This is a genomic window from Polyangium sp. 15x6, assembly GCF_029960785.1.
GTDB lineage: Bacteria > Myxococcota_A > Polyangia > Polyangiales > Polyangiaceae > Polyangium.
Genome location: NZ_JASBQE010000027.1, coordinates 116,670 through 131,491 on the forward strand (window position 1 = coordinate 116,670; position 14,822 = coordinate 131,491).

General features: G+C 67.8%; 13 protein-coding genes and 1 pseudogene. 6 read left to right on the plus strand and 8 right to left on the minus strand.

Features of this window, described 5'->3' with window-relative positions; translation table 11 throughout:
• Nucleotides 1-25: 25 nt before the first annotated feature.
• On the minus strand, nucleotides 26-1,321 hold the full coding sequence (locus QHF83_RS21410) for a putative sensor domain DACNV-containing protein (RefSeq protein WP_282419744.1): 1,296 nt from the start codon (nucleotides 1,319-1,321) through the stop codon (nucleotides 26-28).
• Between the two features lie 344 nt (nucleotides 1,322-1,665).
• Between QHF83_RS21410 and QHF83_RS21415 the strand changes: the two genes are divergently transcribed.
• Complete coding sequence (locus tag QHF83_RS21415) at nucleotides 1,666-2,514, plus strand: hypothetical protein (RefSeq protein ID WP_282419745.1); 849 nt, start codon at nucleotides 1,666-1,668, stop codon at nucleotides 2,512-2,514.
• A 12-nt stretch (nucleotides 2,515-2,526) separates the two neighbouring features.
• Here QHF83_RS21415 and QHF83_RS21420 read toward each other — a convergent pair whose 3' ends face one another.
• From QHF83_RS21420 to QHF83_RS21440, 5 genes are all read right to left on the minus strand, one after another.
• A complete protein-coding gene (locus QHF83_RS21420) occupies nucleotides 2,527-3,411 on the minus strand; it encodes a hypothetical protein (RefSeq protein ID WP_282419746.1) in 885 nt (294 codons plus the stop codon).
• 21 nt (nucleotides 3,412-3,432) lie between these two features.
• The gene (locus tag QHF83_RS21425; protein WP_282419747.1) at nucleotides 3,433-4,254 is read right to left on the minus strand and encodes a hypothetical protein; all 822 of its coding nucleotides are present in this window, start codon (nucleotides 4,252-4,254) and stop codon (nucleotides 3,433-3,435) included.
• Nucleotides 4,255-4,279: 25 nt separating this feature from the next.
• On the minus strand, nucleotides 4,280-4,627 hold the full coding sequence (locus QHF83_RS21430; protein WP_282419748.1) for a hypothetical protein: 348 nt from the start codon (nucleotides 4,625-4,627) through the stop codon (nucleotides 4,280-4,282).
• A 406-nt stretch (nucleotides 4,628-5,033) separates the two neighbouring features.
• Nucleotides 5,034-5,714 carry a hypothetical protein gene (locus tag QHF83_RS21435; RefSeq protein ID WP_282419749.1) on the minus strand — a complete coding sequence of 227 codons (681 nt, stop codon included), beginning with the start codon at nucleotides 5,712-5,714 and terminating at the stop codon, nucleotides 5,034-5,036.
• 127 nt (nucleotides 5,715-5,841) lie between these two features.
• Nucleotides 5,842-7,044: a hypothetical protein gene (locus QHF83_RS21440; RefSeq protein WP_282419750.1), complete on the minus strand. Its 1,203-nt coding sequence runs from the start codon at nucleotides 7,042-7,044 to the stop codon at nucleotides 5,842-5,844.
• 468 nt (nucleotides 7,045-7,512) lie between these two features.
• Here QHF83_RS21440 and QHF83_RS21445 point away from each other — a divergent pair, with 468 nt between their 5' ends.
• From QHF83_RS21445 to QHF83_RS21460, 4 genes are all read left to right on the plus strand, one after another.
• Nucleotides 7,513-7,929 (plus strand): hypothetical protein, encoded by a 417-nt coding sequence (locus QHF83_RS21445; RefSeq protein ID WP_282419751.1) that lies wholly within the window; start codon nucleotides 7,513-7,515, stop codon nucleotides 7,927-7,929.
• 305 nt (nucleotides 7,930-8,234) lie between these two features.
• Nucleotides 8,235-9,134, plus strand: a complete 900-nt coding sequence (locus QHF83_RS21450) for a hypothetical protein (protein WP_282419752.1) — start codon at nucleotides 8,235-8,237, stop codon at nucleotides 9,132-9,134.
• Between the two features lie 39 nt (nucleotides 9,135-9,173).
• Nucleotides 9,174-9,884, plus strand: coding sequence for an alpha/beta fold hydrolase (locus QHF83_RS21455; RefSeq protein WP_282419753.1), 711 nt, complete (start codon nucleotides 9,174-9,176; stop codon nucleotides 9,882-9,884).
• A 28-nt stretch (nucleotides 9,885-9,912) separates the two neighbouring features.
• Nucleotides 9,913-11,004, plus strand: a complete 1,092-nt coding sequence (locus tag QHF83_RS21460; protein ID WP_282419754.1) for a hypothetical protein — start codon at nucleotides 9,913-9,915, stop codon at nucleotides 11,002-11,004.
• On the opposite strand, the gene QHF83_RS21465 is transcribed toward QHF83_RS21460, so the two are convergent.
• Both QHF83_RS21465 and QHF83_RS21470 read right to left on the minus strand, forming a co-directional pair.
• A complete protein-coding gene (locus QHF83_RS21465) occupies nucleotides 11,005-12,294 on the minus strand; it encodes a serine/threonine-protein kinase (protein ID WP_282419755.1) in 1,290 nt (429 codons plus the stop codon). It lies immediately after the preceding gene.
• Nucleotides 12,295-12,345: 51 nt separating this feature from the next.
• Entirely contained in the window at nucleotides 12,346-14,163 is a 1,818-nt protein-coding gene (locus QHF83_RS21470) for a hypothetical protein (RefSeq protein WP_282419756.1), read from the minus strand.
• Between the two features lie 102 nt (nucleotides 14,164-14,265).
• Here QHF83_RS21470 and QHF83_RS21475 point away from each other — a divergent pair.
• Nucleotides 14,266-14,822 (plus strand): annotated as a pseudogene (locus QHF83_RS21475) (hypothetical protein); the annotation flags it as partial.

Consider the following 14,822-nt stretch of genomic DNA (forward strand, 5'->3'; position numbering starts at 1 on the left):
CGTCAACGCGCTCGCGCTCGGCTGGCTACACGTCCCCGGACGTCACCGCGTGATCCCAGTACGTCACGCCACCCTCCTTCCAGGTCACGAAGCGGACCCAGCCGTCCTGGGAGACGACGATCACGAGCGCGCCGTGAATGTGCTGGCAAAGGCGATAGGCGGAGCGGTGCCTCGTCCCGACGGCCTCCGTCGGCTCGATCGAATAACGCATCCCTTCCATGTCCAGCGCCCGCCTCACCGACGGCACCTCGGACAACTCGCCGCCGATCTCGCAGCCGAACCCGAGCAGCTCGAGGCGCCTCGTCAATACGACGGCGCCATCCACGTCCGCCAGGCCCGCGATCAGGGTCGAGAGCTCGGAGACGGCTTCGTCGAGGTTCACGAGGTGCGGGTCGGTGCTGGACTCGTAGAGGTCCCAGCCGACCGCCGCCGATGGCGGCGCCCACGCCTTGCTGCGCCCGGCGAGCGCGTCCATGGTCGCGAGGATCAACGTGCGATAACGACGCCGCGGCTCTCCCTCGCAAAACTCGTATTTGATGCGGAGCAGGCCCGCCGCCGTGCCCACCTCGCCCGGCGGCAGGATGATCAGCGTGCCGCCGTGGTGCACCCGGCGAATCGTGGTGATGAGGCGCTTCAGCATTTGCCAGGTGATGAGCCGCGTCACCTCGGGATCGAGCTCCGCCCCGGGCGTGCGCGCGAGGGGCCGGGCCTCCTCGTGCAGCGCCGTGAGCTCGGCGTGCACCGCCTCGAATCCCTCGGACAGCCAGCGCGCCTCGAAGACGTCCATCGCCGGTCCCGTGATCCTGCCGCCCTGCAGCTCGCCCAGCGTGACCGGCCCCCTCGCCACCGCGAGCTGCCCCGGCCCCGACGCGCGAATGACGAGCGCCCAAGGCGGCAGGCTCGACCACGAGCCCCGCCCGCCTTGCGCCGCGTGCAGCCATCGGGGCCCCGAATGCAGGAGGCCCCATATCTCGAATCCGCCATGGCCGTCCTCGCGCACGCCGATGAGCGCGCGGTGGTATTTGATGGCGGGCGATAGCCGCCGCAGCTCGTGCGGGTCGAGCGGGCGAGCGCGCGTGAACATCAGGCGGTGCAGCCCCCAGGGTGGGCCGGCATCGGCCGGATAACGCTCGGCGTCGCCGAGGATCAATCGGAAGGTGACCGGCCGCTCCTCCTCGCGCAGCAGGCTCGCCTGATAACAGATGGACAGAAGCTCCTCGAGCGCCTCCAGCCCCGGGAGTCGTGAGCTCCCGACCGCTTGCACCTCGTCCCATCGCTCGTGCACGAGCCTGGCGAGCTGGGGTGGATACGAATGCAGCACGTTCGATCCTAAGGCCCGCGCGGCGTCCTCCCAAGGGGCCCGCGCCGCGACGGTTGCCTCCTCCTGCGGCCGCGCGCCGAGTTCCCTCGCCGTCGAACCGAGTGAGCGTCGTCCTCGGGCGGAAGCGGGGTGTCCGCCGGGCTCATGGGCGGGGAAATAGCTCACCTCCAGGCGCTCCATCATGCCATCCTCGCATCGTGCTCTCGCACCTCCGCGCGTTCCTTCAGAGCCTCCGCGCAGCGCTCCGCCCGCCTCCCGCGCCGCCGGCACCGCCATCCACGCCCGCGCACGTGGACGGCTATCGAACATCCGCGCGTTCCCCCGACGAGCCTTCGCCGTGGCCCATGAGCGGAACACGGTCGACGGCGCGATACTTCAGCATCGTCCTCTACGAGTTCCACAAGTCCCGCGGGCAGCCGACGAACGGGACACGCCTTGCGCGCGTCGATCCGCCGGGATTGCTGGAGGGCTGGAGCATCACGAGCGTGCGCCAGTATTTCTGGCAATACCTGTGGTTTGGCGTGCTCTTCTTCCATCGAGGCCCCGAGCGCTATGTTTACGTCCCCGCGGATTGGGTCGAGAGGTTGCCCGTGGATCTCGTCACCCTGGAAGACGAGATGGCCTGGCGGGACACGCAGAGCGCCTCGGCGACGGTGACGACGACGCGGCTCGATCGCCTCCTCGGCTGCGCTCTGCGAGGCGAGCCCGGCGAGCATCCCTGGGGCGACGTGGTGCGCCGCGCGCGAGGGGAGGCGCTCGCGGCCGATTGCTTTGATTTCGCGCCGCTCCTGCGCGACGACCTCGTCAGGGCGGCGGACGCTGGGCGCATGGCCGAGGCCTTCGCGCTCGTCGATGTGCTCACCACGTTCGGGGGCATCGGCAGCGAGTCGGCGGTTCTCCCCCGCGTTTTCACGGGCGCCGAGGCGGAGGCGCTGCTCGTGGAGCGGCTCGGGCCCGGGGCGCGCGAGGACGTTTGCCGCGAGCTGTCCATGGGCGCGTCCGGGGCGCAGCCCGCCGACGGGAATCGGGTTTTCGCAGCGCTCATCGATCGGCGGGAGAGCTTTGACGAAAGCAGCGGTTACCACGCGGAGCTCGCTATCGGACGGCTCTTCTTGTCCGCGGATGGGGAAGCGTGGAGCTATGAGCGCGAGGTCCTCTGGTTCGAGACAGAGGAAGGAATGCCGTATAGCTGAGCGGCTGCGGGACTACTCGTCGACGACGCGGATCGGGATCCAGTCGAACCCTGTGGCGCCTGCTTCGAGGAAGATGCGGCGGACCTTGGGGGTGACGAGGAAGAGGGGGTACGGGAGTACGGAGTCGTAGACGTCACCGTTGTATTTCGCGTAGCCGTACCATTCCCAGGTGACGTTCACATCGCGGATATCGGCGACGGCGGAGGCACGATACGCAAGGCGCATAGGAATCTTGTCATCCCCTGAGAAGCAACTCCGTCCGCACGGGCAGGGTTGGGAGATCTCGACGCCCGTGGATCGGGGCGACATGGGCGGCAACGTGTGTGTCGCGCAGAGTTGCTGCCACGGGAGCTGAAAGTGGCCCCGCTTCTCGAATGCCGCGAATACGCCCCGAAACGATATCCCTGTGGCACTGCTCTGCGCGAGCGCAACGGCTAGCTTCTCCTCCACGAGCATGTCGTTGTAGCAAGTCGCCGCCGCGCGCCGGCCCTCCAGGACATGGAGCTCTTGGCCGTCGACGACCATCGCGGACGTCTGGCGGGCCCCGACTCCACAGCGCTCGCACGCCTCGGACATGTCGTACGTCGTGCCGACACGCGGGCCCGCGAAAATACTGCCGTCTGGGGAGAAGTACCTCACGACGAGCAGACGCGCCGCTTCGAGTTCCTCTTCCGCAAAGCGGTCCTCGCGCCGTTCGCCCCAACGAATGCCGCGCTCCTTGAGGAGGTTCAGGAGGAGCGGCAGGCGTTCGTCCGTCTCGTCGAGCTTGACGATCGTGGCCTCCATGACGTCGTCGAGCACGGCCACGTCGGGACCACATCCCGCGGGACCGAGGACCGTCTGCGGTCCACCTGGGATGCGCCGGTTGTTGACAGTGATTTCTACTTCGGTCCACATGTCGCGTGCCTCAATGGCGGTTCACTTGCCGAAATACGGCTTGATGGCATCGAGCCAGTGCGGGTACGCCTCGTATACCTCTTCATACAACTCCCAAACGGTATCCGCCTTGAGATTCTTCGGCCTCCTCTGGCTGAGCCAGCGCGTGATCCGCTTGTGCTCCGCCTCCGTCAAGATCACGGCGGGCAGCTTGTCGAAATTCTTCGTGAAACGCAGCTTGTCCGCCATGGCCACTTCGAGGATGTGATGCGCCTGATAGGCCCCACCGAGCCCATCGGTGAACTTCTTCATCACCTCGTACGCGCCAATCGCGCCGTTCTGCTCCAGCGCATGCGCGATGTCCGCCCCGTACTGCTTCGCCAGGAACTCCGCCGTCTCCTTGGATGACTCCACGGTCCCCTGAAGGATGAGCGGCGCCTTCTTCGCACACGCCTCCTCCAGCTTCTTCACGAACTTGTCGGCCTGCCCGAGGAGCACGCCCGAGGCGATCGCCGCGGTGGCCACCGCCGCCTGGACGATCGGGTTGTCGACGCCGTCCTCGTTCGTCCCCCCGATGACGCCGAATTGCTTGCCATCCTTCCGCGAAAGGTCGGCGTTCATCTCGCCGTTCGCGATGGCAGACGCGATCGCAAGCTCCAGCGCGATCTCTTCGAGCCGCGTCTTCGGCTTGCCTGTGCCCTTCCCGGTCCCCTTGCATCCCTCTTTCGTCTGGCCGCACGGGACCGCGCTCACGAGGGGACGCCCTTGCCGATGCTGAAGCTCCGGCAGCGCCCCGCCCCGATCCACCAGCGTGCAATGCTCGTCCACGCACTTCGGCGGATGCACCTCGTCCCGTTTCGGCAAGGTCGACTCTGACGGCAAGAGCGGCTCATTCGACAGCACGCCCTCGGGCGGAGGCGGCATCCTTCGCCGGGGCCGGCTTCGGGCGCGGCGGCGGCGTGGGGCAGGTCAGCTTGTTGTGCGGGATCGGTAGGAGTTTCGTGCTCGCGGGCGGCGCGTAGGGGTCGAATACGTAGGTTGTGAGCCCCTGGCTCTTCAGCGTGAACTTCGCGCGGCTCGTCGTCCACATGGCCTTCGCCCCCGGCGAGTAGGCCCATTCGTTCACGTTCGGCGCGACGTCCGGCGGCCTGACGCAGACGCGGATCTGCGCGCGGACGAGAGACGGCACACACAGGACGAGAAGAACCGCGAGGAGGAGGGCGCCATGGCGACGCATGCGAACCAGGACACACAAAACGTGTGCGCGGAGCAACTTTCCACCAAACCCGCGCTCCGACCCGTCTCGCGCCGATCCTGAAAGGCTGAACCGCCCGCCGACCCTTCCTTGCCGAAAAAACGGCTCCGTTTTTTGTCGCCCGACCCTTCCTTCACAAAAAACGGAAGGCTCGGCGGCGCCGCGACCCTTCCTTGCCGGACCGAGCCTCTCCTCGGCGCGCCGCCGACCCGTCGGGCGCCGGTTCGACCTCCCCTTTTTTCGCAGACGACCCTCCCGCGGCGAATTTGGGAGAAGCCTTCCGCGCGAAAGACGCGTCGCGAGGCGATTCAGGGAACCGTTTTTTGGTCGAGGAAGGGTCGAGCGCCGGTTCGGGAAACCGATATCGGGCGGAGACGGGTCGAAACGCTTATTTTTCCCCGGTTCCGCCGCCGCCGCGCTTCTTGGCGGCGCTCGCGTCGGGGATGATCTCGTGGATCTGCGCCTCGGTGAGGCCGAGGTTCTTCAGGTCGCGCTTGAAGTTCTTGAGGCGCGTGTGCGCGCCTCGCACGGCGGCGCGATAACCGGCCTCGGCGACGACGCGGGCCGCCTCGACGGGTCGATACGCTTTCACGGCGACGTCGTACGCCTCGCGCTTCGCCTCGATGGCAGAGGCCCAGGCATTCCGCTTGTTCTCGGGCCATTGCGGCGCCTCGGCGGCGAGGATGCGGGCCTTCAGGACCTCCATGAGCAAGGGCTGCCCGAGCGGGTCGCCGGCGGTATACGTGCCGATACCCTCGGGATAGACGCCGTCCATGTGCGTGCTCTGCTTGGGCCGGCCGAGGGCATTCCACATCTCGTCGCGGACGCTGCCGATGAGGCCATCCGCGTCGTGATCGATGCCGGCCACGATGGCCCACGCGGCGGACTCGGCCTTCTTCGCGGCCTCGTGGACCACCTTCGCATTGTCGATCGCCGTGACGCCCGGCTGGAGCCGGGCGACAGCCGTCTCGGCGACCTCGCCCCCGCGCCCAATGGCGGTTTCGTACGCAGAATGGACGTCCTCGTCGATGCGCTCGATGCCCCCGGTCGCGGCGATGACTTCTCCCATGGGAAATGCCCCCTTTATGTGTGTAAAGGCGTATGAGCGGCCACCATGCTACAAAGGTGGGGGAGCTGTCAAGAGGGAAAGGGCGGGAGCGGGGGGCGCGAGCGGGAGCGAGCCCGTGACGGGGCCGCTACCGGGGCAATCGGTCGAGGAGCCACATGCCGAGCTCTTCGGTCATCAGCGTGTGCTTCTCGTTCTGGCTGGCGCAGATGTAATCGTCGACGGCGAACGCGTCGGGGTGCAGGTCGGTGACGTCGGCCGACAAGTTCGTCCACGGATCGGTGCTGACCGCGATGGCGCTGCCGGTCGGGACGAAGCTGGTCGAGGGATACGGGCACTTGACCGCGCCGGGAATCGCGGCGTTCAGGGCCTTGAACGCGAGGTCGAACGATTCGAGCGTTCCGCCGTGCGCCCCGTCGGCTTCGGGAAGCCCGCTCGTGCGCTTCTCCAGGTTGTCGAACGCGGGGCCGCCCTGGAACACCACCTCGTTATCGCCCGCGGCCTGGGAGAAGAGCGCGAAGCCTTCGAGCGCGCCGCCGGCGACGCCGTGCAGCGCTTCCTTGCCGGCCGGGACGCCGCTATTGCCCTTGCCAGCGCCGTTCGCGAGAGCGAGCTTCCGCGGGCGCATGGGCCAGTTGCCGACCGTGCTCAACTCTTCGAGGAACTTGGTGCGCTCCGGGTCCTCGCGCGGGGTGTCCCCGAGCTCGGCGATGTGGCGCCACAGCAATTGCCGCGAAGCGGGGCTATTGACCTGCTCGGAGAGCGCGGGCACGAGGCCGCGCAGCGCGTGCGCCAGCGCCTGCAAGCCGATCGGCATCCAGGCGCCGTGGTGCGGGCTGTCGTAGGAGACGTAAAGCGCCGTCTGGTGGTCCATGCCGTCGTTCTCCATCTTGGCCAGGCTGTAGCGCGTGATGAGGCCTCCCATGCTGAAGCCGCCGACGGTGAGAGGGGCGCTGCCGAGCCGTTCGGCGAGCGCCCTCATGATGCAGCGCTGAGCAGTGCTGGCGTTGTGCAGGATGGAGGCCGTGCAGTCGTCGTAGCCGAGGATCACCAGGTCGTGGCCGCGTTTGCGCAGCTCGGAAGCGAACGGGAACTGGCCGCCCTCCAGCCCGTTCCAGAACTCGTTGAGGTCGGTCGGGCCCTGGTGAAAGCCGTCCGAGAGGATGACGGGTCGGGTCAGGCCAAACCTGGGGTTCGCGAGATACACCCAGGCCTTGCCGCCCTTCCTGTCGGCGCCCGGTATCTCCCAGACCGCGTCCGGCGTGGGGGCCGCGGGCACATCCTTTTTGACGCGCCCCATCAGATCCCAGCTCGCGATGTTGTTCTTGATCATGGTGGTCTCCTCTCGGCGACTCCGTCGCCTCCCCTTTCGGGACCCAGGCCGCGTCACGGGTAGGCCGTATGCCCCCTCCGAGCTCGACCGGGAACGCGAGGATATGTTTCGGGAACGGAGATGTCTGTAGGACCTTGGTCCTATACGGGGATCACGGGCACGGGTGGGAGGGGGAGCTCCCGCCGGATCCCGCCGACCCGGTCACCGTCATGGGACGCTCGGTTCCCGGGCGCATCGTGAGCCCCCTGGTTCGCTTTGCCTTGTCGCCCGGCCGATCAACGTGCGATTCGGTGCGCCATGCAGGCAATGAGGAGGCGCCGCTCGGCAATGCTGGGCGTGCTGGTGTTGGGCTTTGGTGGGGCAGGGGTGACGGGGGCGTGCGGGTCGCCTCTCGATCCGGGGCCTGTCGATTCGTGCTCGACTCCATCCGGCACCCCGACCGACACGTCGACCGAATGCGCGGAGCCGATGCCCAAGCCGTGCATGCGTTACCGCATCCCGCTCGTGGGAAACCCGAAGGAGGACGTCGCGCTGCGGAGCAAGTACCTCGCGGCCTTCGGCAGCGCTTGTTACATGTCCGAGGCCGGCACGTTCGACGGCTTCTACCAGGAGTGGGAGGACGTGTGTGCAGATGCCGTGAAGATCGCCGAACCCCATGGAGCGGCGCCGTACGACAAGGGTTATACGTGCCAGCCGGACGGCGAAGACAACGACACCCTGCAAGTTGGTCCGGATCCCGCAGCGCGCAGGCGGGGGCTGATCTTCTCCAGGAATCGCTTCAGCCGGAACATGCCGTACGTCGTCTGCAGGAGTGTCTCCGGTGATGTTGCGTCTTCCTGCTCGGGAACATCCTCGGCCAATCCTGCGAAGACTTCCCGTTCGTGACGCGAAAGCCTTCGATGATTGCGTGCATGGTTGACCCACGAATCCGCGAAAAACTCAACCCCAAAATCGAGATTGGTTCGTCGGCGGAGATGGCAAGGTCGTCGCTGGTCTTGACTCGGCCTGTGCGATGAACTGCGCATCGCGCAGTTCATCGCCCCCGGGTCCAGCCCCTGGCTGGTCCGGGTCCAGGGGCGGACAGCCCCTGGTGGGGCCTGGGGCAACGCCCCAGCGCAACGGCTCCCCGATGAAAGAGATCAATGGCCTTGCTCTGGCGATCCATATAAGCTCGGCCCGAGGAGGTTCTCATGCGCACGCATCGACCTGTCATTCTCGTGGCGCTCCTTTCGGCCGCCGCCGTCGTGATGTCTGCCATGCCGGGGTGTAAGGGCGACGAGACGCCGCCGGGCGGCGAAGGCCCGGATCCGACAGGCGGCGATTTCTTCTCGAGGTATGCGAAGGCCCTCTGCGACCGCACGTTTGCGTGCTGCGATGCGGCGACCCGGGCTGCGCACGGCTTGGATGCGAGCTCTGCCGACACGTGCGCCTCGGAGTTTGCGGCGATTTTTGTTGCCATCAACGGCGGAAACGAGGTGAAGGGCACGTTCGTCTCGGAAAAGGCGGAGGCTTGCCTCGCTGAGGTGGGCGCTGCTCCCTGCGCCGAGATTGAGATTTTGGGCGTCGTTTTGGGGGTGGACGACAAGCACACGCCGTCCTGCCTCGACGCGTTTGACGGCGCCGTGCCCGAGGGTGAGGCCTGTAACACGGACTGGGACTGCGCCCGGGACCGCTGCCTGCGCACCATCGACGCGAACGGGCAGATGTCGACGGCGTGTACGGCGCTGGGAGCGGACGGAGCGCCATGCTCGGCTTCGTTCGATTGCGAGGACGCGCTCCGGTGCGACAAGACCGCGTCGCCCGATGCGGGGACGTGCGCGCCGCGGCTCGCCGTGGGCGGGTCGTGCAAGGGGAACAGCGATTGCCTGGCGGAGCTCCGCTGCGCCCAGGATGACACGTGTCAGACGCGTGAGCAGGCGGGCGGTCCATGCGCGTCGGACGAAGACTGCGCAGCCGGCATGATGTGCCAGGGCGCCATGTGCGCGCCGCTCGGCGCGGGCGGCGCGCCCTGCTCCACCGATTCGGATTGCGCGTCTTCCGCGTGTGTCGATGCGACGGGCACCTGCGCCGACGTCTGCATGGGCGGCTGACCCTTTGAGAACGGCGACGGACGAGGGTAGCATCGCCGCATGTCCACCCGCATCACGATCCAGACCGAGGACGGTGTCGCGCCTGCGTTCGTGTTCGGCGCGAAGGCCGCGCCGCGCGTGCTGCTCCTGATCGACGGCATCGGCATGCGCGCGGCGATGCACGCGCTCGCCGAGCGCCTCTCGTCCGAGGGCTTCCATGTGCTGATGCCCGACCTGTTCCACCGCCTCGGCGCGTACACCGCGCCCGATCCGCGCGTGCTGTTCAGCGATCCCGAGGTCCGCGCCGCGTGGTTCGCCCGCCTCAAGGGCACCACCGCCGACGTGCTGCTGCGCGACATCGGCGCGTACCTCGAGCACCTCGGCCCGGCCGAGGTCGGCGTCACCGGCTACTGCATGGGCGGTCGGCTCGCCCTCTCGGCCGCGGCGACCTACCCCGATCGTATTGCCGCTGCCGCCGCGTATCACCCTGGCGGCCTCGTCACCGACGCAGCCGACAGCCCGCACCTCACGTACGACCGCATCAAGGCCGGGGTCTACATCGGCGCGGCCACCGACGACCCGGGCTTCACCGACGCGCAGCAAAAAGCCGTCGCCGACCTGCTCGCCGGCGCCGGCGTATGCCACACGATCGACGTCTACCCTGCACGCCACGGCTGGGTCCCCGCGGACACGCCCGTCCATGACGAGGCGTGCGCCGCGCGCCATTGGGAGACGCTCATCGCGCTGTTCCGTCGGGCGCTCAGCACGTGACCCCATTCGCCCCCTGGAGGTAATTACCTTGGCAGCTCTCGACCCCAAGCTGAACGCGGAGTGGATCGAAAAACTCGAGAAACCCTCCGCTGACCTGGCCCTTCGCGAGGCCTATTTCGCCGCGCTCGACGCCGCCGGAGACATTCGTGGAGAGCTCGTGCGGCTCGAAGCCAAGGTCTCCGCGCTCGAGCTCGGGGCGCCCGGGCGCGCTGCATTGAAGAGCCGTCGAAACGCGCTCCGCCAGACGATCGGCCTCGGGTGGTGCGACCGCTTCGGCTTCGGGTCCCGGCCCGGCGTCGACCGGCCGCTGCCGTGGCCCGAGGACACCGCGACCCGCTGGCTCTCGCTCTACGAATACATCGAGGAGTGCCGGGGGGTCTGGCTGCCCGAGAGCGAAAAGCCGCCGTTCGCGACCCATGGCTCCAGCGTGACCGCCTGGAAGCGTCTGATCGGGGCCGTCCGGCGCTCTCCCGAGGACTATGCAGCGCTCTTCCGCGACGCCATCTCGCTCGAGCCCGTCCCGGGCTCTCCGACGCTCTATTCGCTGCTGGTCCAGGGCGAGGCCGATTTTCACTGGGCGGTGGCCCAAGAGCAGCGGAGCGACGAGGATCCTCCCGTGCACGGGCTCATCCTGGACTACGAGAAGAACGAGTTCGTTCCCGTGCGTCCGGGCGGGTTCGGTCCCTATGGTTGTTTTGCCCGGGTGACCGATTTCGTTCGAGGGATGTTCGAGTCCTACGACCAGTTGATCCGGAGCGACCGCTTCATCCTCCGGGGTTCGAGAGCGCCCGCAAAGGCCTCCCTGGGCTTCAGCGAGCCGCTCGGGCGAAGGCCCACCTCCATCGAGCTCGGGACAGCCCGCCATCGTGCCCTCGGCGAAATCCTCGACGTGCTCTCGGACCTCATGGGGATCAAGCCGTCCGAAATCAAAGCCACCCAGACGCTCGGCTCGCTCTCCCTCGACGAAAACGACTGGGCGGACCTTCGGGCCATCCTGGAAGACGGCTGGGTCGTGACCCTCGACGCCGCGGTGCGGTTCGAGGAGCTGACGATCGAGGCGCTCATCAAGGCCATGGCTCCCGCTGCCAAGGACGAAAGAGGCCCCAACAGCCGCAAGTGACTACAAATACTTCGGATCCGGCACCGTCGTCGCCGGAGGCGCCGTCTTCACCGGCGGCGGAGCGCTCGTTTTCGGCTCCGCCGTAGGCTTTCGCAAGGGAGGCGGCGCCGCCGTCGCAGAGGGCGTGGCCGTCGTCGTTGCCGTCGGCGGCGCCTCTTGCAGCGGCGCAAGCGCCGTTCCCACCGGCGAGACCTGCGGCGCGCCCGACGGAATCGCCGGCGGAATCGACTGCGCGGCAGGTTCCGCCACCGGGACCACCGGCGACGACGCATTCGGCGATTGCAACACCACGATCGCCGCGGCCCCCCCGGCCACGAGCACCGCCGTCGCCCCGAGGAACAGATTCCGCCGCTTTCCGCGGGATCGCGGTTTGCCCACGCCTTCGAGCTCGATCGCCACCGCCGCCAGCGTCGGATCCTCGCGCGGAGGCCCGTACGGTGCAATCGACGCGGCGAACTCGCGCACGTCGGAGAAACGGTCCTCGGGGTTCTTCTCGAGCGCCCGCATCACGGCGTCCGCCAGCGCGCGCGGGATCTCGGGGCAACGTTTGCCGATCGGGACCGGTTTTTCCGTGAGAATGGCGGCGAGGATGCCCGTCGCGCTCTCGTGGTTGAATGGCAGCTCGCCCGAAAGCAATTCGTAGAGCACCACGCCGAGCGACCAGATGTCGGCGCGCGCGTCGACGTTCTTCACGGACCGCACCTGCTCGGGCGACATGTAGAGCGGCGTGCCGAACGCGGACGCCGTCGTGGTCATCGACGCATTGACGTCGCCCGTGAGCTTCGAGATGCCGAAATCGAGGACCTTTACCGTGCGGTGGCCGCCCGTCTCGCAGAGGAAGAGGTTCGCCGGTTTGAGATCGCGGTGGACGATGCCCATCCGGTGCGCCTCGGCCATCGCCGCGCACGCCTGGAGGATGTATCCGACGGCCTCGCGGTAGGGGATCTTCGTGCGCTCGTCGAGCTCGTCACCGAGCTCCCGCCCGCGCAGGAGCTCCATCACCATGAAGGGGCTCCCGTCCGGGAGCGCGTCGACGTCGAGGATTCGCGCGACGTGCGGGCTCGAAAGCCGCGCGACCGCCCGCGCCTCGCGCTCGAAGCGCGCCGTGATCTCGCCCATCGAGCGAATCTCCGGCAGGAGCAGCTTCAGCGCGACGCGCTGGCCGAGGCGCTGGTGCTCGGCTTCGAGGACGATACCCATGCCGCCGCGGCCGAGCGCACGGACGACCGTGTACTTGTCCGCGATGACAGCCCCAGGCGAGGGAAGAACTTCGGCATCGCTCCCGGACACGGCAAACGAGATTAACCCCGACTGGCCACGGATGGCCAGAGGGATCTCGGGTCACGGCGGCCCCACGCGGAGGAGGAAGCCATCCAACCCGCCGTCGGATTTCAGTTTTTCTGCGCCGACGTCGAGCTCACCCAAAAACCAGCCCGCGACGAGCGCGAAGCCGTGCGCCGGAGCCGCGACGCCCGTGGCGAACGCTTTGTCCGAGCTCGAAAAGACCTTGCTCCAGCGGGGTTTGCCGTCGCGCTCGAGGATCGCAACGAACGCGTGATCGGTGCCCAGCGCCGTGGCGGGCGCGCTCGCGCCGAACGCCGAGCCCAAAGAGATCTCGCCGCTGACCACGACGGATTCGTCCGCGGCGATGGCCACGTTCTCGCCCACCCCGTCGCTCATGCCGCCAAAGAGGTTCGCCCACGCGAGCTTGCCGCCCGTGTCGAAGGCCCCGACGATCCCAGGCTTCTCGCTGTCATCGAACACCTGACCGTCGATCCGGGTGCCATTCGTGACCTGGCCGGCGAACACGACGCGGTCGCCGCGCACGGCGAGATCGTGAACCCGATCGGTCGCGAGCCCGCTGATGGGCTGCATCCAGCGCACTTGACCGTCCGCATCGAAGCTCGCCACGAACGCGTCGGAGCCCGCGGCTTTGATGGGCATCGCCGGCATGGGCAGGCCGAAATCCACCGTGCCCTCGAAATAACCGGCGACATAGACGTTTCCTGCCGCGTCGACGCCCGCGCCGGTGCCGCCGTCGTTGCCAGGCCCGCCGATCGATTTCGCCCAGCGGACCGATCCGGAGGGCGTGAGGCTCAACAAGAAGAGATCGGCCCCGCCGGCGGACGTGAGTGTCTTGCTCCCGATCGCCGCGGTTCCATCGAATTGGCCGACCACGTAGATGTTTCCGTCCGCCCCGACGGCGATCGCGCCCGGAATGTCCGTGAGCGCGCCTCCGAATCGGACGGACCATTCGAGTTTGCCCCAGCTCGTGAGCTTGAGGATGGCGACGTCGCGGCCGCCGGCGTTGACGAGCGGGCCGCCGCCGAAATCAACGGTCTGCTGGAACTGGGCGAGGACGTACATCGCGCCCTTTCCGTCAATGGCGGCCCGGGTCACGTCTTCGTCGAGGGATCCGCCGAACGAGGCCGACCAGCGGTGATGGCCTCCCTGGGAGTAGGAGGCGATGAAGACGTCGTTTCCCCCTTTGCTCGTCAAATCCTTGGCGCCGAGGTTGATCGTGCCGTCGAAATGGCCTGTGAGGACGAGCGTGCCGTCGTCGCCCTGGGCGAGGTGGCGCGCCATCTGAAAGCCGGGGCCGCCGAGCTTCTTTTGCCAGGCGGGCGGAATGCCGGCCACGGGGCCACATTCGGCGTCATTTTCGCAGTCGATGGGATCGACCGTGGCGCTCTGGCACGTCCCGTCGACGCAGGTCTGGGCCTCGGGGCAAAGCACGCCGGCGCACGCCTGGCTCAAGCGAACGGGGACCCGAAAGGAATTGTGGGGCACGAATCGCATGGCCCGGCGCGCGACGATGCAGCCGGGGCCGTACGCGGGCGCGACGCAGGTCGAATCGACGGGCGCGCCGAGGCTGCCGACGACCTTGAAAGCAAATGGCGCTTCCCGCTCGCCCTCGGGCGGCAGGAGCACGATGGAGCCGATCTCGCCGTCGTTTTCGCAAAGCGAGGTGGTCGTACCGTACGGACGGGTCTCGATCTCGCCGAGCAGCCCGGCGGTGATGCCCGTGCTGTCGAGGTCACCACAGGAGCTATTCGTCGAGATTTCCACGAAAGCCTCGGTCGGATCGAGGCAGCCGAGAGGAGCCGCGAAGAGCAGCGCGGAAAGCCCCGCGCAGAGGAGGCGCGAATGGTTGACCATGGATGTTCACGATATCCCAGTTCGTTATCGTGATGGAACAAATAGCGACGAGAGGCGTATCATCGGAGGATGATGTCCCCTTATCATGTAAGGCTCCGAGGATTGACCTTCCCCATCGCCGCCGCGCTCGCGCTGCTCGTCACGGAGAGGCCGGCCCATGGCGCGGATCCCTGCGGCTTTCCCGAGGAATGCGCGTCGGGCTTTTGCGTCGGCGGCGTCTGCTGCGACACGGCGTGCACCGGCCTCTGCGAAGCCTGTACCGCCGCGGCAAAAGGCAGCGGCGAGGACGGGATTTGCGGGCCGGCAAAAGAAGGAACGGTTTGCAAGAAACCGTACTGCGACGACGCGCTTTCTTTCGTGTCCGCCTCGCTCTGCGACGCCGCGGGTGCCTGCGTGGACCCGACGACGCCTCCGGAATCGTGCATCCACAACGATCCCTGCAAAATCGATCTGTGCGGGGACAACGGTTGTGAGGTGGTGGTGAAGTTCGACGGCGCCGAATGTGGTGCCGGAATGACGTGCCAGGACGGCGTGTGCGCCGGCGGAGGCGCGTCGAGCAGCAGTAGCAGCAGCACGAGCGGAGGCGGTGGCGCGGGCGGCAGCGGCGGCGCAGGCGGCAGCGGCGGCGGCAGCGGTGGCGCCGGCGGCAGCGGCGGCGC

Excerpts from the sequence above, each read along its gene's own strand:
- QHF83_RS21455 (WP_282419753.1), top strand. The coding sequence starts at position 9,174 with ATGTCCACCCGCATCACGATCCAGACCGAGGACGGTGTCGCGCCTGCG.
- QHF83_RS21470 (WP_282419756.1), bottom strand. The coding sequence starts at position 14,163 with ATGGTCAACCATTCGCGCCTCCTCTGCGCGGGGCTTTCCGCGCTGCTC.
- QHF83_RS21430 (WP_282419748.1), bottom strand. The coding sequence starts at position 4,627 with ATGCGTCGCCATGGCGCCCTCCTCCTCGCGGTTCTTCTCGTCCTGTGT.
- QHF83_RS21435 (WP_282419749.1), bottom strand. The coding sequence starts at position 5,714 with ATGGGAGAAGTCATCGCCGCGACCGGGGGCATCGAGCGCATCGACGAG.
- QHF83_RS21445 (WP_282419751.1), top strand. The coding sequence starts at position 7,513 with ATGCCCAAGCCGTGCATGCGTTACCGCATCCCGCTCGTGGGAAACCCG.
- QHF83_RS21420 (WP_282419746.1), bottom strand. The coding sequence starts at position 3,411 with ATGTGGACCGAAGTAGAAATCACTGTCAACAACCGGCGCATCCCAGGT.
- QHF83_RS21415 (WP_282419745.1), top strand. The coding sequence starts at position 1,666 with ATGAGCGGAACACGGTCGACGGCGCGATACTTCAGCATCGTCCTCTAC.
- QHF83_RS21450 (WP_282419752.1), top strand. The coding sequence starts at position 8,235 with ATGCGCACGCATCGACCTGTCATTCTCGTGGCGCTCCTTTCGGCCGCC.
- QHF83_RS21440 (WP_282419750.1), bottom strand. The coding sequence starts at position 7,044 with ATGATCAAGAACAACATCGCGAGCTGGGATCTGATGGGGCGCGTCAAA.